19 protein-coding genes are annotated in these 19670 nt (G+C 57.9%); all 19 read left to right on the plus strand.

From position 1 onward, the window contains the following. Positions 1 to 135 precede the first annotated feature (135 nt). Positions 136 to 1704, plus strand: coding sequence for an ABC transporter substrate-binding protein (locus tag B015_RS0128925; RefSeq protein WP_026227865.1), 1569 nt, complete (start codon positions 136 to 138; stop codon positions 1702 to 1704). Positions 1705 to 1782: 78 nt separating this feature from the next. Beyond that, complete coding sequence (locus tag B015_RS0128930; RefSeq protein WP_018431263.1) at positions 1783 to 3339, plus strand: ABC transporter substrate-binding protein; 1557 nt, start codon at positions 1783 to 1785, stop codon at positions 3337 to 3339. Between the two features lie 61 nt (positions 3340 to 3400). Continuing rightward, positions 3401 to 4372: an ABC transporter permease gene (locus tag B015_RS0128935; protein WP_018431264.1), complete on the plus strand. Its 972-nt coding sequence runs from the start codon at positions 3401 to 3403 to the stop codon at positions 4370 to 4372. Positions 4373 to 4381: 9 nt separating this feature from the next. Continuing rightward, positions 4382 to 5302 (plus strand): ABC transporter permease, encoded by a 921-nt coding sequence (locus B015_RS0128940; RefSeq protein WP_026227866.1) that lies wholly within the window; start codon positions 4382 to 4384, stop codon positions 5300 to 5302. 15 nt (positions 5303 to 5317) lie between these two features. Continuing rightward, the gene (locus tag B015_RS0128945; RefSeq protein WP_018431266.1) at positions 5318 to 6400 is read left to right on the plus strand and encodes a Gfo/Idh/MocA family oxidoreductase; all 1083 of its coding nucleotides are present in this window, start codon (positions 5318 to 5320) and stop codon (positions 6398 to 6400) included. Next, positions 6397 to 7131 carry an SDR family oxidoreductase gene (locus B015_RS0128950; protein WP_018431267.1) on the plus strand — a complete coding sequence of 245 codons (735 nt, stop codon included), beginning with the start codon at positions 6397 to 6399 and terminating at the stop codon, positions 7129 to 7131. Before B015_RS0128945 ends, B015_RS0128950 begins: the two co-directional genes overlap by 4 nt. Positions 7132 to 8245: 1114 nt before the next feature. Continuing rightward, positions 8246 to 9217 carry a P-type conjugative transfer ATPase TrbB gene (gene trbB, locus B015_RS0128960; RefSeq protein ID WP_018431269.1) on the plus strand — a complete coding sequence of 324 codons (972 nt, stop codon included), beginning with the start codon at positions 8246 to 8248 and terminating at the stop codon, positions 9215 to 9217. Continuing rightward, positions 9207 to 9584, plus strand: a complete 378-nt coding sequence (locus B015_RS0128965; protein ID WP_026227867.1) for a TrbC/VirB2 family protein — start codon at positions 9207 to 9209, stop codon at positions 9582 to 9584. The genes trbB and B015_RS0128965 overlap by 11 nt, the downstream gene beginning before the upstream one ends. Next, positions 9577 to 9876 carry a conjugal transfer protein TrbD gene (locus tag B015_RS0128970; RefSeq protein ID WP_026227868.1) on the plus strand — a complete coding sequence of 100 codons (300 nt, stop codon included), beginning with the start codon at positions 9577 to 9579 and terminating at the stop codon, positions 9874 to 9876. Before B015_RS0128965 ends, B015_RS0128970 begins: the two co-directional genes overlap by 8 nt. Positions 9877 to 9889: 13 nt before the next feature. Further along, positions 9890 to 12367: a conjugal transfer protein TrbE gene (locus B015_RS0128975; protein ID WP_018431272.1), complete on the plus strand. Its 2478-nt coding sequence runs from the start codon at positions 9890 to 9892 to the stop codon at positions 12365 to 12367. Beyond that, the gene (gene trbJ / locus B015_RS0128980) at positions 12339 to 13148 is read left to right on the plus strand and encodes a P-type conjugative transfer protein TrbJ (protein ID WP_026227869.1); all 810 of its coding nucleotides are present in this window, start codon (positions 12339 to 12341) and stop codon (positions 13146 to 13148) included. The genes B015_RS0128975 and trbJ overlap by 29 nt, the downstream gene beginning before the upstream one ends. After that, positions 13145 to 13357, plus strand: a complete 213-nt coding sequence (trbK, locus tag B015_RS32905; RefSeq protein WP_018431274.1) for an entry exclusion protein TrbK — start codon at positions 13145 to 13147, stop codon at positions 13355 to 13357. Before trbJ ends, trbK begins: the two co-directional genes overlap by 4 nt. Further along, complete coding sequence (gene trbL, locus B015_RS0128990) at positions 13351 to 14541, plus strand: P-type conjugative transfer protein TrbL (protein WP_026227870.1); 1191 nt, start codon at positions 13351 to 13353, stop codon at positions 14539 to 14541. Before trbK ends, trbL begins: the two co-directional genes overlap by 7 nt. A 17-nt stretch (positions 14542 to 14558) precedes the next feature. Continuing rightward, complete coding sequence (locus B015_RS0128995) at positions 14559 to 15221, plus strand: conjugal transfer protein TrbF (protein ID WP_018431276.1); 663 nt, start codon at positions 14559 to 14561, stop codon at positions 15219 to 15221. Positions 15222 to 15235: 14 nt separating this feature from the next. Further along, positions 15236 to 16081: a P-type conjugative transfer protein TrbG gene (gene trbG, locus B015_RS0129000; protein WP_026227871.1), complete on the plus strand. Its 846-nt coding sequence runs from the start codon at positions 15236 to 15238 to the stop codon at positions 16079 to 16081. Position 16082: 1 nt separating this feature from the next. After that, entirely contained in the window at positions 16083 to 16514 is a 432-nt protein-coding gene (gene trbH, locus B015_RS0129005; protein WP_040457427.1) for a conjugal transfer protein TrbH, read from the plus strand. A 13-nt stretch (positions 16515 to 16527) separates the two neighbouring features. Beyond that, the gene (trbI, locus tag B015_RS0129010; RefSeq protein WP_026227873.1) at positions 16528 to 17838 is read left to right on the plus strand and encodes an IncP-type conjugal transfer protein TrbI; all 1311 of its coding nucleotides are present in this window, start codon (positions 16528 to 16530) and stop codon (positions 17836 to 17838) included. Between the two features lie 244 nt (positions 17839 to 18082). Continuing rightward, a complete protein-coding gene (locus B015_RS0129015) occupies positions 18083 to 18790 on the plus strand; it encodes an autoinducer binding domain-containing protein (RefSeq protein ID WP_018431280.1) in 708 nt (235 codons plus the stop codon). A 226-nt stretch (positions 18791 to 19016) separates the two neighbouring features. Next, entirely contained in the window at positions 19017 to 19496 is a 480-nt protein-coding gene (locus tag B015_RS0129020; RefSeq protein WP_018431281.1) for a hypothetical protein, read from the plus strand. The last annotated feature ends 174 nt before the right edge of the window (positions 19497 to 19670 follow it).

Raw genomic sequence — 19670 nt, forward strand, 5'->3', positions numbered from 1 at the left:
ATGGAGCCGAACCACTTTCTGACGTTTCGCTGCTCTTCGATCCGTTGAATTCAATCGCGATTTTGACGCGCGGATTGCTGCGCGTGGCTGTCGTCCTGGCAAGATTGTCAGGATGAATCGAAAAGGGGAACGACAATGATGACTAGCCTAAGAAGCCTGCTTCTGGTCAGCGTTGCGGTGGCTGCGGCCCCAAGCGTGACCATGGCGCAACCATCGGACGACACAATCGTCGTCGGCATAAGCGCCGACGCCAACACATTTGACCCGGCTGCAATCTCTAGCCGGGACAACTCCAATATCGCCAAGCATATTTTCGGCACACTTTACGAGGTCTCGGCTGACGGAAAGATCGTGCCCGATCTCGCTGAGAGCTATGTCGAGGCTGAGGATGGAAAATCCTACACCTATACATTGCGGCAAGGCCTGACTTGCGAGGATGGCGAGGCGTTGACAGCAGAGGATGCGGCTTACTCGTTCAACCGCGCGGCTGATCCGGCCAATGCTTTTACAGGCAATACGCCTGGCTTCGTCTACTCCTCCATTCAGTTCAAGAGCGCCGAAGCAATCAGCGAACGGGAGGTGAGGATCAATCTGGGCCAGAAAAACCCGGTATCCTTTGGACTGATCGCCGAAGTATTCATCCATTGCAAGGACAGCTACCAGAAGATGTCCTTGGACGAAGCGGCAACCAAACCCGTCGGCTCGGGGCCGTACAGGCTTGCCCAGTGGGATCGCGGTAGCCAAGTCGTGCTCGAGCGGGTCAAAAAAGACGAGGCAAATTTCCAGAATATGGTCTGGCGGATCATTCCGGAGGCCTCGACGCGTTCGGCGGAGCTTATTGCCGGCAATGTCGACGTCATTACCAATGTAGCTCCCGACCAACTTGACGCGATCAACAATTCAAGCAGCGCGAAGGTGAAGGCGGTGCAGGGTACGCGTCGCATTTATGTTGGGTTCAACCTTCGCAAGGATTTTGCGGAAGCGGGCAAGGGTGGTGCCGCCATCCAGGACCAGAAGGTCCGCGTTGCCTTGCAGTACGCCGTCGATGTTCCGGCGATTTGCAAGCAGTTGCTCAATTTTGAGTGCGAGCGCGCTACCAGCCTCGTGAACCCACCTAACGGCAACCCCAAGCTGAAGCCGTATCCCTACGATCCGAAAATGGCCGAAAAACTGCTTGACGAGGCGGGCTATCCTCGCGGGGCAGATGGCGTGCGCTTCAAGATCACGATGCAGGCGCCACGGGGTCGCTATCTGAACGACGCAAACGTCGCCTTGGCCGTCGGACAATATCTGACGGATATTGGCGTCGAAACGAATGTCGAACTGCTCGAATGGGCATCAGTGTATGTTCCACTCATCAGCAAGCACGATGCCGGCCCGATGTTTTTCTTGGGCACTGGCGGAGGGACCTGGAGTCCGCTCTATGACATGACTGATCTTTCGACGCCGGAAGCGGGAACCAACTACACGAGTTGGAGCAACCCAGACTGGTTTGCCGGTTGGAAGGAAATCTCAGCCGCTGCATCCGAGGAAGAGCGTCGCGTTGTCATCGATCGGATGCTCGAAGTGTTCTACAATGATCCGCCTTGGCTGCTGATGTATTTCCAGCCAGATTTCTACGGCGTCTCCGATCGCCTGGATTTCACTCCGCGGCGCGACGAGAAGGTTTATCTCTTTGACGCGAAGCTCAAATCCGCTGGATGAGTTGGCAGGCACTGTGCGGAGAGCCACTCTCCGCACAGTCGGCTGCGTCTGGTTATTACACCGCTCAAGGACAATGCAGTGATAAAACGGTTACAGGTCCTCTCGGGGGCTGCGCTTCTTGCATTCGCCAGCTCCTTTTCTTCCATTGCAGCTCCTGCCGACGACACGATCATCGTCGGGCTCAGTGCTGATGCCGCGACCTTTGATCCTGGCCAGATCTCAAGTCGCGACAACGCAAATATCGCCAAGCATATTTTTGCCACCCTGTTCACCGTCACCTATGACGGAGAGATAAGGCCTTATCTCGTGGACAAGACCGAACTTAGCGATGACGGACGGTCATACACCTTCAGCCTCAAGGATGGCCTGACTTGCGAAGATGGCGAGCCACTGACCGCAGAAGACGTCGCATACACATTCACCCGGGACGCGGACCCGGCCAATGGCTTCACCGGAAACGCGCCGGGCTTTGTCTTTACCACCCTCGGATTCCAGTCGGCTCAGGCATTGGATGAACGGCGCGTTCGCATCGATCTAAAAGCGCGTACCTCGCTAGCGCTGGGAATGTTGGCTCAGGTCTATATCCATTGCAAAGACAGCTATTCCAAAATGTCGCTGGAGGAAGCGTCTGCCCATCCCGTGGCATCTGGATCATACCGACTTGCCCAGTGGGACCGCGGCTCCCAGGTGGTGCTCGAGAAGATAAAGGACCCGGGTAACTTCAAGAAGATCGTCTTCCGCATTGTTCCCGAGGTCTCGACAAGGACAGCCGAGCTTGTGGCAGGCAATGTTGACATCATCACCAACGTGTCGCCGGACCAGATAGATGCCATCAACAGCTCACAAACGGCAGTAGTCAAAGGAGTGAGTGGTACGCGCCGAATGCTGGTAGGCTTCAATCTCGGCAAAGGTGTGGAAGGGTTGCCGGGATCAAAGGAAATACAGGATCCGAAGGTACGCTTTGCTCTGCAGTATGCGGTCGACGTGCCGGCGATCTGCAAGCAGCTTTTGGCAGCCACTTGCGAAAGACTGACCAGTCTTGTCAATCCGCCGAACGGCAATCTGGATCTCATGCCGATTCCGTATGATCCTGTGACTGCCGAGAAGCTTCTGGACAAGGCCGGCTATCCTCGCGGAACGGATGGCGTTCGTTTCCAGATACGGCTTCAGGGGCCGCGAGGACGGTATCTGAATGATGCAGCTGTCATCCAGGCAATTGGCCAGTATCTCACCGATATCGGGGTCCAGACCGACGTGGAACTGCTGGAATGGGCATCTGTCTACACGCCGATGCTTCGTACCAAGACCATGGGACCACTTTTCTTCCTTGGGCATGGCGGTGTCACCTGGAATCCGCTCTACGACATGAGCCTGTTCGCCACACCTGATGCTGCCACCAATCATTCCGATTGGACCGATCAGCGCTGGTTCGACGATTGGAAGGTGGCTCGCGACGCAAAGACACCGGAAGAGGCGCGCCCCGTCATCAATCGCATGCTGAAGCTTTTCTACGAGGAAGGCCCATGGCTGCAGCTCTATCTCCAGCCCGACTTCTACGGCGTCTCGAAACGAATCGTTTGGGAGCCGCGGCGCGACGAGGAAATAGAGTTGTTTGCAGCCACGCTCGCGCAGTGAAGAGGTTCACGATGCGCGACCAAAGTCGCGCATCGCAATCCCAGAACAAGGGCCGTACACCATGACCTTTATTGTCCGCCGCCTCTGGCAAAGTCTCATCGTCATTATCGGCGTGACACTTATTACGTTCCTCGCGTTGCAGATGAGCGGTGACCCGACTTATCTCTATGTAAGTGAACGTGCAACGCCGGAAGAAATCATACGCACGCGCCACGCCCTTGGCTTTGACCAGCCAATGCACATCCAATACCTCACTTTCCTTGTCAATCTGGCGCAGGGGGACTTCGGCAACTCGCTGTCTTACAAGCGCCCAGCGCTCGATGCCGTTCTCGAGGCCCTTCCAGCGACGCTGGAACTCACGATGTTCGCCATGATCCTGGCGGTGGTTGTCGCCATACCGCTGGGAGTAGTGGCAGCGCTGAATCGCGGTACTGCCGTCGACGGCTCCATCATGACCGTGGCCATGGCCGGTCAATCAATCCCCAGCTTCTGGCTGGGCATAATGATGATCATGTTTCTGGGTCTGCAGCTGCGCATACTGCCAATCTCCGGCCATGTTCCCTTCATCATGCCGCTGGTCCAAGGTGAGGTAGTCAAGGCATTCTCGCAGCTGCCCCAGGCTCTGTACTACCTGATCATGCCGGGTTTCGCCGTTGCGTTCTATTCGATCTCCCGCAATGCGCGGCTGGTACGATCGTCTATGCTCGAGGTTCTCAGCCAAGACTATGTCCGGACGGCTCGGGCCAAGGGCATAAGCGAGAGCGCCGTCATCGTCCGCCATGCCCTGCGCAATGCTTGGTTGCCTGTCGTCACCATGATCGGCCTCGAATTTGGCTTTATGCTCGGCGGCGTCGTGGTGGTGGAGATGGTGTTCTCATGGCCAGGCATCGGCCGATTGATTTTTAACGCCATCAACCAACGCGACATTCCAGTTGTGCAGGCAGCCGTGGTCATATTGGCGCTGGTGTTCATTTCCCTCAATCTCATTGTCGATCTGATCTACGCCAAGATCGACCCGCGCGTGAAGCTCTAGGAGCCGGACATGTCTGCAGAAGCTTCTTCAGGATCTGTCTCCACCCCCAACCAGCTAACATTGCGCCAGCGAGAATGGAGGCGTGCAAAGCGTTCTCTTGTTGCCGCCAAGTGGCCCTTGCTCGCTATCTTTATTCTGAGCTGTGTAGCCTTCGCGGCCTTCTTTGGACCCTGGATTTCACCGATGGATCCCAACCGCCAGAACATCATGATGCGGCTGGCGGACCCCTTCGCGCAGGGGCCGCAAGGGATGTATTTCCTAGGTACGGATGGACTTGGCAGAGACGTATTCTCCCGTCTGCTTTATGGCGCCCGCGTTTCCCTGCTGGTCGGCATCTGCGCCATCATGGTGGGTGGCACCATTGGCGTTGTGGCGGGACTGGTGTCAGGCTATTTCGGCGGCTGGGTCGACGACGTCATCATGCGCCTGGGCGATATCCAGCTCGCCTTCCCGTTTATCCTTCTTGCCATATTGTTCCTGGTAATTCTCGGGCCAGGCGTGATGAATATCATTATCGTGCTCGGAGTAGGCCAGTGGGTAACTTATGCGCGTATCGTCCGAGCCCAGACTCTCTCTCAGAGAGAGAAAGAATACGTCGAAGCTGCTCGAGCGCTTGGCGATCCAACGTTCCTGATCATCTTCCGCACCATCCTTCCCAATATCATAGCCCCACTTACCGTGATCGCTTCCTTCAACGTAGCATCAGTGATCCTATCCGAAGCATCGCTATCGTTCCTCGGTCTGGGCGTGCCGCCAAATGTTCCCACCTGGGGAGCGATGCTTGCCGAGAGCAGGGAGCAGCTGCTGGCAAACAAATGGTGGCTGGCATTTTTCCCAGGGTTTGCAATCGTCGTCACCGTGTTGAGTTTCAATATTCTGGGCGACTGGCTGCGAGACTTTCTTGACCCACGTCTCAAGACCATTTCGTGAAAACGGAGCGTATCTATGAAATTCGCCATCATCGGCGCCAGTTTTGCCAAGGCCGCCTATCTGCCTGCACTTCGCCACGTACCCGGCGCGGAAGTTGTCGCTCTAGCATCCAATCGTCTTGCGAGCGCACGAGCGGCGGCCGACGAGTTCGGAATAGCAGACGCTTATGCCGATTGGCGTGAGATGCTGGCTCGACACAGGCCAGACGCGGTACTAATCGCGACGCCAACAAACACCCATGCCGAGATGACGCTTGCCGCGCTGGATCATGGCGCGCATGTGCTTTGCGAAAAACCGACTGCGATGGATGCAGGAGAGGCCGAGGCAATGCTGGACAAAGCCGAGGCACTAGGGCGCCTGCATATGATTGATCACGAATTGCGCTTCAATCCTAACCGTATGCGCATTGCTGAGATGATCGCGAGCGGCGACCTCGGCGAGATTCGCCACGTCAACATCTCGAACATCGGGGCCAGCTGGGCCGATCCGGCAAGCCGCCCGATCGGCGATTGGTGGAGCTTGATTGACCAAGGTGGTGGACGGCTTGGAGCAAACGGCAGCCATCAGGTCGACATGCTGCGATGGTGGCTGGGCCCGGTGGTCTCTGTCATTGGGGAGGCGATCACAATGGTCCCTGATCGGATCGATAAGCGCACCGGGCAACGCTGGACGGCCACTGCCGATGACGTGTCTTATCTCACCTTGCGTATGCAAAGCGGCGCACGCGCCCAGGTTTTCATGAGCGGCGTCGCCGCTCACAACATCGGCAATGTTACCCAAGTCTTCGGTTCGAAGGGGACGGTTCTCCTTTCCAATGAGGATGAGCGTCTTTATTTCGCCAAAGCTGGCCAAGAGTTCAGCGACATCACGGTCGAAGACCCAAACTCTTCGCTGCCGGGGTTAAACAAAGGTGTATGGAATAGCTCGGTCGTCAGTGCTCTCAGGGAGTTTGCCGTAGCTATTTCGCAAGGTAGGTCCCTGAAACAAGGTGCGAACTTCTTTGACGGGCTCGCGAACCAACTGGTGCTGGACGCTGTTCGAGAATCGACGGCGACCCGCGCATGGGTGGACCTCCCAACGGAGCGCTGCAAGAGATGAGTGACATGAACGGGCAGCGCGTCATCGTAACTGGCGCAGCACAAGGACTGGGAGCGGCTATTGCGCGTAGTTTTGCGCGGCTCGGCGCCCGTGTTGTGCTTATGGATTACAATTCCGAGGGACTAGACCAAGTTAAGGACGAGTACGGTGGACGCTGCTTGGCGCTAACGGTGGACCTTGCAGATTCTGCAGCCACGGATGTGGCAATCGGGGAGGCTTTAGCCTGGCTGGGTAAAGTCGATACGCTCGTGCACAATGCCGCCATCCTCGACCCCAAGCCCATAGCGACGATGCGGCTTCCTGACTTCCGTCGAACAGTGGACGTCGGGCTTCAGGCAGGTTTTCAACTTGCTAGGGCTGTTTGGCCGGGTATGGCGGAAGCAGGCCAAGGTGTACTTATCTTCCTATCTTCGCGTTCCGGCATTGAGGGCTTTGTCGAAGAGACTGCCTATTGCGCAGCGAAGCATGGCCTGGAGGGACTTTCAAAGTCGTTGGCTTTGGAGGGAAAGCCTGTAGGGATCGCGTCAGTGACCGTCACACCGGGCATGTTTATGCGCACACCAATGTCTGAACGCACCTACGATGCGGAGGCTCGACGCAACTGGGTCGAGCCCGATGCGCTTGCTCCCGCCTTTGTCTACTTGGCGCAAGCTGGTCTCACCCATACCGGCGAGCGGCTAAGTGCATGGGATCTTGTCAGAAATGGTGATTCAACAACCAACGAAGTCTGAGCAATATCGCACTGCTCGTTTCGTCGCACGCAGGCCTCAATCATCCCCACCCTCCGCGCGGCGCAGATCCTTCTGTGTCACCCACGTTCGCCGAACACCCTTGGTTCGGCGGAAACGGGCAGGGCAGCACCTCGTGTTATGTGCGGCCAGTGCAGCGGCTGCCAGGTATGCAATCACCGGCCGTCCACCACCGTAGGTCGAAGGCCGTCCCAGCTGCGCTTTGGCGAGCAATATTTGCCTTGGCAGGCGGCAAACGATACCGCGCCCGTGCGTGATTGAAGGCGTAATTTATGGCCTTCTAGTAGTTACGCAGCTGAACGGATAGGTAGGTTACAGGGGCCGCTGCTGTCGGATTTGGACGAAATGGGCTTACCTTCACATTGCTTCACAATGTAGCGTTCCGACGACCTGGTATGCGCTTCGGCATCGGAAATCGGAACGTTGTACTTCATCTCTCTCTCGCAATTGATGCGCTCATGGAAGCGGCCATGGCGCCGACGGTCAGGAAGATCGCGACGCCACAGATGAGCAGTTCCCGAACGGAAGGCCTTGCCGTTGAGAGGCCTGTTGCGAGCGCCTCATCCAAACTTGATGTGGAAATGCAGTCTCGGGGCCCTGCCCCAAATGATTAATGCGAATTTCGCATCGGCGCTTGTTTATCAGTACTCTGATTGTCCTCAGCTGTTCCCGGATGTTCCGAAATTTCATTTCCTGCCGCCCGCCCTCGTAAGATCGGCGAAAACTAAATAGTGCAAGGATTTCAATCGTTAACAATATTGGTGCTGCTGCTTTTGATTGGCCCGGCCGCCCGGACAGGTCGGGCGACTGTAGAATTCCGCACTCCTTCCAAGACATGATTTGTGATGACTTCGCCCCATCCAAATGTTGGGGCTGTGAGGGGTGATGCGGAGTGCAATAGATGGTTCGACTCAAGGACGAGCATGCCACTACTATGATTATTTGCAGGCCCACAACTTCCATGCACCCAGGCGGCAATCTGTCGCTGCGACGCTGAACGAAAACGCGTGGTTCGAACCGACGCGTGGCCTACTGCAAGCGAGGCAGCGGGCTCTCCTTGGGGCAACACCGCGTCGAGTGGCGTGAGGTAGCCGACATGCCCCAACTTCGTTCCCATTCTCGCCTCATCCGCAAGCTGCAAGACGCACTCGGCCACGACCTTTGCGTTGCGCTCGACGATGGATCTGTCGTCGAGATTATGCTGAACCCCGACGGGCGGCTGTTCATCGAACGGATTGGCCACGGTACTTCGCCAGCCGGCCAGATGGATGCAGCCGCTGCCGAGGTCATTATCGGCAGCGTCGCACACGTACTGCACTCCGAGGCTGACGAGCGACACCCGATTATTTCCGGCGAATTGCCGATCGGAGGCCATCGTTTCGAAGGATTGCTGCCGCCTGTTGTCCCGGCCCCGACATTCACAATCCGCCGGCGCGCTTCCAGGCTGATCCGGCTTGCCGACTATGTCTCATGTAATCTCATGACCGAGAAGCAGGCATCCGTGATCCGCAACGCGATCACTTCGCGGCTGAACATCGTCATATCCGGCGGAACGGGTTCAGGCAAAACAACCCTGGCCAATGCTGTCATTGCCGAGATCGTCGAAACAGCGCCAAAGGACCGTTTGCTCATTCTCGAGGACACAACGGAGATACAATGCGCGGCCGAGAATGCGGTGGCGCTACATACCAGCGATATGGTCGACATGAGCCGTCTGCTCAAGAGCACGATGCGGCTGAGGCCAGACCGCATCATTGTCGGCGAGGTTCGTGACGGTGCGGCTCTGACGCTTCTGAAAGCCTGGAACACCGGCCATCCCGGCGGCGTGACCACGATCCACTCCAATACGGCAATGTCTGCGCTACGCCGCCTCGAACAGTTGACTGCGGAGGTCAGCCAGCAACCGATGCGAGAAGTGATCGGGGAGGCAGTAGACCTCGTCGTGTCGATCGAGCGAACGCCGAGAGGTCGACAGGTGCGCGATGTCATCCGCGTCGAGCGTTTCGCCGGCACTCAGTACCACACGGAAACCTACGCTCAGGTCGAGGAACAGCGCCATGTCGCATGACCGTCAGTCCATTCTTGTATGCGGCGCATTGGCGCTGTCGCTTTCATTGATACTGACCGATCCGGCGCTTGCCAGTTCGGGAGGAGGTCTGCCGTGGGAGGGCCCGCTGCAACGGATCCAGCAATCGATCACCGGGCCTGTCGCAGGCTTCATTGCACTTGCGGCCGTTGCCGTTGCAGGTGGCATGCTGATCTTTGGCGGAGAACTCAACGATTTCGCGCGCAGGCTCATGTATGTAGTGCTTGTTGCCGGCATTCTCCTTGGTGCAACTCAGATTGTTGCCTTGTTCGGCGCTACCGGCGCGGTTCTCGGTGATGGCGAGGCCTCTGCTGTCCATACCGAGACTGGGGAGGGGAGGAATGGCTGACGCCGGCTCCAATCTCCAGCGCAACCGCATCCATCGAGCGCTGTCACGCCCTAACCTACTGATGGGCGCAGACCGCGAACTGGTGCTCCTCGCCGGCCTTGCCGCGGTGATCCTGATCTTTGTGGTGTTGACCATTCATTCCGCTGTGCTTGGCATCGCAGTGTGGATCTTGGTGGTTGCGGCGCTTCGAATGATGGCCAAAGCCGACCCGATGATGCGGCACATCTACCTCAGGCACGTCTCTTATCGGTCGTACTACCGGCCTACCTCGACGCCTTGGCGCCGATACTGAGGACCATTGAACAATGGCCAAGCTGCGTTCTTTTCGCCATTCCGGACCGTCCTTTGCCGATCTTGTTCCCTATGCGGGACTGGTCGCCAATGGCGTCATCCTGCTCAAGGACGGGAGCTTGATGGCAGGCTGGTACTTCGCCGGTCCGGATTCGGAGAGCTCTACTGATACAGAGCGCAACGAGATTTCACGCCAGATCAATGCGATCCTTTCGCGCCTCGGCTCGGGCTGGATGATCCAGGTCGAGGCGGTACGCGTACCGACCGTTGCCTATCCCGCAGTTACAGAATGCCATTTCCCCGATCCCGTTACGCGCGCCATCGACGACGAACGACGCGCGCATTTCGAGCGGGAGAAAGGGCATTTTGAGAGCCGGCATGCGCTGATCCTGACCTATCGTCCGCCGGCGCGGCAACGTTCAGGCCTCACCCGCTACCTCTATTCGGACCCAGGGAGCCGAGCTGCAACCTATGCCGACACAGTGCTGCAGACGTTTGAGACTGCAATACGCGAAGTCGAGCAGTATCTCGCCAACGTCTTGTCGATCAAACGGATGGTTACCCGACCGGTCGAGGAGCGAGGCGGCTTTGTGACCGCTCGCTATGACGAAATGTTCCAGTTCATCCGCTTCTGCGTCACCGGAGAGAACCATCCGGTGCGCCTGCCTGACATCCCGATGTATCTCGACTGGTTGGTGACGGCTGAGCTTCAGCATGGGCTGACACCGGTCGTCGAAAACCGCTTTCTTGGGGTGGTTGCAATCGACGGATTGCCAGCAGAAAGCTGGCCCGGAATACTCAACTGCCTCGACCTGATGCCGCTTACCTATCGCTGGTCGTCGCGCTTCATGTTCCTCGATGACCAGGAAGCTCGCCAGAAGCTCGAGCGCACCCGCAAGAAGTGGCAGCAGAAAGTCCGGCCGTTTTTCGATCAGCTTTTCCAGACGCAGTCCCGTGCGATCGACCAGGACGCCATGACCATGGTGGCAGAGACGGAGGATGCGATCGCGCAAGCTTCATCGCAGCTTGTCGCCTACGGCTACTACACCCCAGTGATAGTCCTGTTTGACGAAAGCAGCACCCGCCTTCGGGAGAATTGCGAGGCAATTCGGCGCATGGTCCAGGCTGAGGGTTTCGGCGCGAGGATCGAGACGCTCAACGCAACCGAGGCATTCCTTGGCTCGTTGCCTGGCAACTGGTACGCCAATGTCCGCGAGCCGCTGATCAACACGCGTAATCTTGCCGATCTCATCCCTCTGAACTCGATCTGGTCCGGAAACCCTGTTGCGCCATGCCCATTTTTTCCTCCGGCCTCGCCGCCACTGATCCAGGTTGCGTCGGGCTCGACACCTTTCCGACTGAACCTGCATGTCGACGACGTCGGCCACACGCTGGTCTTCGGGCCAACGGGGTCGGGCAAGTCGACACTCCTTGCCCTGATCGTCGCTCAGTTTCGACGCTACCCAGATGCCCAGATCTTCGTCTTCGACAAGGGCCGGTCGATGCTGCCGCTGACACTGGCGGCCGGCGGCGATCATTACGAGATCGGGGCAGACAGGGACGTTTCACCGGGAGGTGAAGTCAACTCCGGTAATGGGCTCGCTTTCTGCCCGCTCTCGGATCTTTCCACCGATGCTGACAAGGCCTTCGCGTCCGAATGGATCGAGATGCTGGTGGCCCTACAGGGTGTTTCCATCAAGCCGGATCACCGCAACGCGATCTCGCGGCAGGTCACACTTTTGGGGGAAGCCCGCGGCCGCTCGCTGTCGGACTTCGTTTCTGGCGTCCAGATGCGCGAGATCAAGGAAGCACTTCATCACTACACCGTCGACGGACCGATGGGGCAACTGCTCGATGCCGAGAGCGACGGGCTGTCGCTTGGATCTTTCCAGACCTTCGAGATCGAGCAACTGATGAACATGGGCGAGCGCAACCTCGTCCCAGTCCTGGCCTACCTCTTCCGCAGGATCGAGAAACGCCTGAGTGGCGCGCCAAGTCTGATCGTCCTCGACGAGGCATGGCTGATGCTGGGTCACCCTACGTTTCGCAACAAGATCAGGGAATGGCTGAAGGTGTTGCGCAAAGCCAACTGCGCCGTGGCGCTCGCGACCCAGTCGATTTCCGATGCGGAGCGCTCAGGCATCGTCGATGTGCTCAAGGAATCCTGCCCGACCAAGATCTGTCTGCCCAATGGGGCGGCACGCGAGCCAGGCACTCGCGAATTCTATGAGCGAATTGGCTTCAACGAGCGCCAGATCGAGATCGTGGCCGCTGCTATCCCCAAGCGCGAATACTACGTCGCTTCACCTGAAGGCAGACGGCTGTTCGACATGTCGCTCGGACCAGTTGCCCTGTCCTTCGTCGGCGCATCTGGCAAAGACGATCTCAAACGCATCCTGGCACTCAAGCGAAAACACGGCCTGGAATGGCCGACCCATTGGCTTGAACAGAGAGGAGTTGGTCATGCCGCATCACGGCTTCCATCCACATAGGTTGCGGGCTGCCAGTGCCGCGGTCATGTTCATTTTCACGACAATCACGCCGGGGACCGGCCATGCCGGCGGCGTGACTGGCCAGGCAACCGAATGGACGCAGCTCCTCAACAACGCCGAGTTGATCTCGCTGGTCGGCAAGTCTGCTGAACAGGTCAACAACCAGGTCAAACAGATCACGCAGCTGGCTGAGCAGATTCAAAACCAGCTGAACATCTACAACAACCTGCTGCAGAACACCGCCCGGCTGCCCGATCACGTCTGGGGACAGGTCGAAGGCGACCTCAAGAAGCTGCAAGCGGTTGTCGGGCAGGGGCAGGGCGTCGCATTCTCGATGGGCAACGTCGATGACGTGCTCAAGCAACGCTTTCAGAGCTTCGCCGATTTCAAGACAGGCCTTGCCGAGGGCCAGACCTTTTCCGGCAATTACCAGAGCTGGTCGGCCACAAACCGCGACACGATTGCCGGCACGCTCAGGGCGGCGGGGCTGACGGCAGATCAATTCACCTCGGAGGAATCAACCATGAACTCGTTGCGTTCGATGTCGGAGACCGCCGACGGTCAAATGAAGGCGCTTCAGGTCGGTCATCAGATAGCGGCTCAGCAAGTTGCGCAGTTCCAGAAGTTGCGCGGGTTGGTCTCGCAACAGATGACGATGATGGGAACGTGGTTCCAATCCAGACAAGCAGACAAGGATTTGGCGCAAGCGCGTCGAGAAAGCTTCTTCAGCTCTACGTTACCCAGTGTGCGGGGCGGCCAAATGATGGAGCCGCGCTGGTGAGTTCCGCAACGGTCACGGCAATTGCGATCGGGATCGCCATCGGCCTCTGCGCGTGCAGCGCCATCTGGATGCTGCGGAAATCCGCGCCGACGGATGCAGCGCCTGCATCCGTGTCGGAAACCGGGCGCCGAGAACATGCGGAAAAGTTCTTCGGCGGCGATCCGGAACGGACGCCGCGAGGCGGCCAGGAGATGCGGCCAAGATGGTAACTGCCAGACAATTCGCCAGCTGCCATCTCGCATGCGCAGTGATCGGTACAATTCTGCTTGCCAGCACGCCCGTACTCGCCCAGCAGGGCTCGGTGCTGACGACGCTGGAGAACCAGGTCGTTACGGCCGCGCGCGGTTGGCAATCGACTGTGATGAACGCAGCCCGCTCATTGTTCTGGATCCTCGCCGGAATTGAAGTTGCGATCGCAGCAGTCTGGCTTGCCATAAACACCGCATCGCTCGACAGCTGGTTTGCCGAGCTGGTGCGCAGGATCATGTTCATCGGGCTCTTCGCATTCATCCTTGACCAAGGTCCGAGTTTCGCCAAGGCGATCGTCGACAGCCTGTTCCAGATCGGCGCCAGCGGTGGATCGGCATCTCCCGCCAACATCTTCGACGCCGGCATCCGCGTCGCCTCGAAAATGTCCCAGCAGGCAAAGTTCGGCCTGTTCGAAGACAACGCGCTGGCGATAGCCGCCGTCTTCGCCATGGTCGTGGTGGTCGTCTGTTTCAGCCTGGTCGCGGCGATCTTCGTTGCGGTCCTGGTCGAGATGTATGTCGGCCTTCTCGCCGGCATGATCATGCTCGGCCTCGGGGGATCGTCCTTCACCAAGGATTTTGCCGTTCGTTACCTGATCTACGCCTTTTCCGTTGGCATGAAGCTCATGGCGCTGGTGATGATCGCGCGGATCGGCTCGGAAGTGCTGATTGGACTGGCGGAAGCGCCAACGGCCAACTCCGAGAAATTCGTCACCACGCTCGCCATCGCCGGCATAGCCGTCGTCGTATTCATCATTGCCATGTATGTGCCGGCGATCCTCCAAGGGGTTGTGCAGGGAGCCTCTGTATCCGGCGGCATGGAGGCAATACGCCACGGCGGCCAGGCGGCGACCTTCGCGGCTGGTGGCGCCTTCCTTGGTGCAAGTGCCGCCACCAACGGCGCGTCCACAGCAAGTGCTGCCCGGGCGGCAGGCGCCTCCATGGCAGCCGCAGCCTTTCGCGGAATGGTTTCCGGCATTGGCAGTGCCGGATGGGCGGCTGGATCAGCCGCCAAGGACAAGGCGATCGCGTCACCAGGAGCCCATGCCGGCTCGCTGCTTGGGCTCGCCAATGCCAAGCTCGACCAGAGCAGGCCCTCGGGCAAAGCGGCACCCGCTCCGCTGCCTGCCAACGAAAACAAGTAATCGGAGATGAGCCTGCCATGGCCGAGCGCAACCCACCAGAAAACCCTTATCTCGCCGCCCGCCAGGAATGGAACGAGCGCTATGGCTCTTATGTAAAAGCGGCGGCCGGCTGGCGTGTGGTCGGCGTCACCGGGATGGCTATGGCGGTGATCAGCTTCTCCTATGCCCTGTTTCAGAGCACCCAGGTCAAGCTCGTCCCCTACATTGTCGAAGTCGACAAGCTTGGCTCGGCGGCTCATGCGGGGTTCCCCCAGCAAATTGAGTATGCCGACGCGCGCGTTGTGCGTGCGACCCTTGGCAGCTTTGTTTCCAACTTTCGAAGTGTGAGCCCGGATGCGGTCGTGCAAAAGCAATACATTGACCGCACCTATGCCCTTTTGCGGACGTCAGACCCCGCGACCGAAAAGGTCAATGCGTGGTTCCGGTCGAATTCGCCGTTCGACAGGGCCAAGACTGCCACCGTCGCCATCGAGGTCAACAACATCGTGGCGCTCTCGGCGCAATCGTTCCAGATCGACTGGACCGAGTTTGAGCGCGATCGCAGGGGCAAGGAAACTGGCCTTCGCCGGTTCCGCGGCATCGCCACCGTGACGCTCACCGCGCCACAGGACGAGAGCGTCATCCGGCTCAACCCCATTGGTCTCTATCTCCGCGACTTCGACTGGACCGCGCAGCTGTGAAAGGCATGGCCCCGATGAATACGACCACCTCCAGCATTACTGCGCGCGCCATCGCCGTCGCGCTTGCCGCCACGTTCGCTGCGGCTCCGATCTTCTCATTGCGAGCCCGTGCCGAAGGCATGAGTGCCAACGAGCAAAAAGGCACCGGAATTTCCGGGCAGTGGCGTGGGAAAAGGGGTCTCGTCACCAAGGGCACCGATGGCAAGGTGATTTTTCTCTTTGGCGAGATCCAGCCGTCGGTCGTCTGCTCGCCCTTGCAGGTCTGCGATATCGAGCTTCAGCCTGGAGAGGCAGTACGCGACGTGCTGGTCGGCGATACTGTCCGCTGGAAGATTGAACCTGCGACCTCCGGTGCGATCGGGGGACAGGCGATCCATCTGATCGTCAAGCCATCCGAGCCCGATCTTGTCACCTCAATGGTGGTGACAACCTCACGGCGCACCTACCATATCCAGCTCAAATCGCATCATAGCCAATACATGGCGCGTGTCGGCTTCGAGTATCCGGAAGATGTCACCTCGAAGCTGACTGACATGAACGCGCGGCTCGAGGCGAGCATCATTCCAGGTGCGGGCGTTCCAGCCGAGCGGCTGAACTTTGGCTACACGGTCTCCGGTAATGCGCGCTGGCGGCCGACACGTGTATATTCCGATGGAACCAAGACCTACATCCAGTTTCCGCGATCAATCTCCGGGCAAGACGCTCCCGTGCTGTTCGTCGTCTCTGGAGGCGAGAACCGCGTCGTCAATTATCGGATGAAAGGCGATATGATGGTGGTCGACTATCACCTCGAACGCGCCGTTCTCATCTCAGGCGTGGGCTGGAGGCAGGACAAGATCACCATAAGGCGAGGACGCTAAGATGCGCCACGTCCTGGCTGTTCTGTCGCTATGGTCTGCTGTTGCCGGTTGCCAAGCCCCTACAACCGATCGGCTTGTCGCCAGTTCGGCACCGCCCGAAATTTCTGGGTCCGCCGCCAGCGCTATTGCGGGCGACATGGTTACGAAACTTGCCGAACAGATAGGGCCCGGAAACAACACCATCATATTGAAACCCGATAGCTCACCGTTCGGTCAGGCACTCGAGATCGCGCTGAAAAGCTGGGGTTATGCGGTCGCCACCGATCAGAAGACGGAGGGCAAGACGATCCCGCTCGCCTATGTCATGGACATCTATGAAGGCCAGGTCCTGGTACGCATGTCGACAACTAACGTCGAACTCGGACGTGCCTACGAGACAACAATGTCAGGCGCGTCCCCGGCGAGTCCGCTCTCTGTCATGCGTCGTGGATAGGGGAGGGACAAGCATGGTGCAATCCTTAAAACTCGGCGGTACGCCAAACCAGGAGAACGGCTCCGGCATTCAGCGCCTCAACAGGTTGCCGGTGGTTGCCGCAGTCGTACTCGTCCTGCTCTTCTTCGCCGTCATCATCTTTGGATTGACGTCGCGTGGCCTGCTCTTTCGCAGCGACGATGGCATCGACGCTGCCTCGAACAACCCGGCATCGACATATGCCGAGCAGCTGAAGCGCGGAGTGTCGGATGGCATTATTGGAGACCCCGCCGAGGTGAACACGCCCCCACCGGCGCCACCAGTGCCGGCTCAAGTAGCAGCGCAGGTGGCCGAGAACCCTTTCGAAACAAGGCACGATCGCCAAGATCAATCGCCTGAGCAGGGTGAACCCGAGAAAGCCTGGAAGGCCCGTTTAGAACGTGAACAGCGAGAGCAGTACATTCGTGAACGCCATCGCCAGAAAATGGCTCGCCTGCAGGCCAGTGATGCTGCCTACGACTCGCCTCTCGCAGTCAGCCTGAACAATCTCGAAGCACCCGATGCAAACGAAAAACAGAACCCCGGAAACGCATCGGCAATATCAGCCAGACCTGCTGCGGCCGGCGATCTCTATGCTGCAGCCATTCAGGCAGGTATCGGCGGCCAGAACCTCGATCCGAATGGCCAGCGTGCCAAGACTGATTTCTTCAATGCTGACATGAGAGATCTCGGCTACCTGCCGAACAGGCTGGTTCATCAGCAATCTGTCTATGAGCTGAAACGCGGCTCGGTGATACCCGCAACGTTGATCACCGGGATCAATTCCGACCTGCCGGGCCGCATCACCGCCCAGGTCAGCCAAAACGTCTATGACAGCGCCACCGGCCACCGTCTGCTCGTTCCACAAGGCACGAAGCTATTTGGCCGCTATGACAGCAATGTTTCATTCGGCCAGTCGCGCGTGCTCGCAGTCTGGACCGACGTCATCTTTCCGAACGGGGCAACATTGCAGATCGGCGGCATGGCAGGCACGGATGCGCAAGGCAATGGTGGATTCAAGGACAAGGTCGACAACCACTATTTCAAGACATTCGGCTCAGCGATCCTGCTCGCAATCATCGGCACTGGCATCGACATGGCAGTTCCGCAATCATCTACAAGCTCAAACCAGAACAATGCATCAGATGCAGCGCGCCGGAATTTCGCCGAGACCTTTGGGCGGCTGGCAGAGCGCACCATCAGCAAGAACCTCGACGTGCAGCCGACCCTCGAAATCCGACCGGGTTACAAGTTCAACATCCTTGTTGACCAGGACATAGTCTTTCCTGGGGCCTATCGAGGCTGAGATCCGCGGCCGCAAATCAAAAGTGGCTGTCCTTGCAAATTCCCATTTGGAAGAGAGCTAAGCCCGCCCTATGCGCCTCAGGCCATCACTTCTCCCAGCACATCCCATGGTATGGGCCAAATATTCGGGACGATCATCAATCCTCAAATTGTGCGATTGCATAGCTTTTTCTATCCGGTACCTCGGTTGTTGCTGAAAGTCGTTACCCGCGCAACGCAACAATCTCTGATCCCGGAGAATTCATTTGGACGGACAGATCACGGCGCTTATCGATGCGCTTGACATTTCGAAGGATCAGCGATCGATCCGCGGAGCGTTAAAGTCATTCTCGCTTGCATGCGGCTACGAACGCTTTGCCTACTTCGAGATAACGTCAAAGGAGATTTCAACGATCAACAGCTATCCGCTTGAGTGGCAGCATGACTATCTGCGGAACCAGTTTGCACGTATCGATCCAGTCGTAACGACCGCCAAGCGCCTTATGCAAATGTTCACCTGGTCCGTCCAGGACTGGCCAAGTCGCTGTCTGACGACCGAGGAAAAGCGGTTTCGTTCCATGGCCAAGGAGTACGGACTATGCTCAGGATTGTCTATTCCGGTGCTTGGCAGCTACGGCAGCATCCTGATGCTGTCACTCACCTCTGCGAGGCAGAAAAGCCTGCTTCCCACGTCTGCCAATGTAGCGCGCGCGGAACAGGCAGTTCTGTACGTTCACCATCGGCTTCGAGCCATCAGCGACAGCGATCTCATGAGTTGCTCGCTGACCCTTACATCTCAAGAGGCGGTATGCTTGAAGTGGGCAGCGAAGGGTAAGTACATGCGAGAAATCTCGATAATCACAAACCTTCAATACCGAACAGTTCAGTTTTATCTCGACAATGCCCGCAAGAAACTTGATGCGGCCAATTTGGTACAGGCCGTTTCGATCGCGAAAGATAAGGGAATTATCTGACGATATGCACGCTGCGTCGGCATATACGGGCCTGATTTACGTAATTCATTACCCACGCAGTGAACCAGAAAATTTGGAAGGCAGAAACTGAACTGACGGTCCTGGCCATCGCATCAGGCTTAGTGAGGTTGCATTTGCATTCACTAGCTCAAGGACATTCTTCCTGACGTGTTGACTCTATTTGCCACTCGTTCGAGTAATGCGCTGTCAAACGAGGGCGGTACAAATGGCTGACGAGAACAATACACCGGCTGCGGCCGGCGAACCCACTGAGGGAACTGCTGCTGCAAAGCAGAAGACACCGAGGCGCAAGAAAACTGCGGCCGCGACCATTCATGCTGCACCGAAAGCAGCACCAGCAAAAACGCAGAGCACCAAACGCAAGATATACAGCGGAAGTGAGAAAGCCGATCTACTCAAGGCAATCAGCGCACAAATCGCTGAAGGCAAGGGCCCGCTGCGAGAGGTAGTCAAGGGCGCAGGAATCTCAATGCAGACCTACTATCTGTGGCAGCGCCATGAAAAGCCTGTCGCCAAGAAAAATGGGAAACCCGCTGCTTCAAAGGTTGCAAAGGCTTCTTCAGGCGGCCACGAGCTGGCCGAGTTGGTTCAGCTCGAAGCGGAGAACCAGCGGCTTCGTTTACTTCTGGCCGAAAAGTTGCGGGCGGAAAATCTCGAGTTGCGCAAAAGGCTTGGAATGAACTAGAGCGTTCGCGACTAGCTTATTGAGTTGCGACGTCTTTTGACGACGCGCAGCAACTTTGGTGAGTGGCACTGCCATTTACGCTGTCCGTTGCCGCGGACAGCCGCCTGCTGTATGTCCAAATCAGGTGGCAAGGCGCTGACGAGCGGTTGCCACTTTGGAAAGTTACCTGGAATT

The sequence above is a fragment of the Hoeflea sp. 108 genome (assembly GCF_000372965.1).
Taxonomy (GTDB): Bacteria; Pseudomonadota; Alphaproteobacteria; order Rhizobiales; family Rhizobiaceae; genus Aminobacter.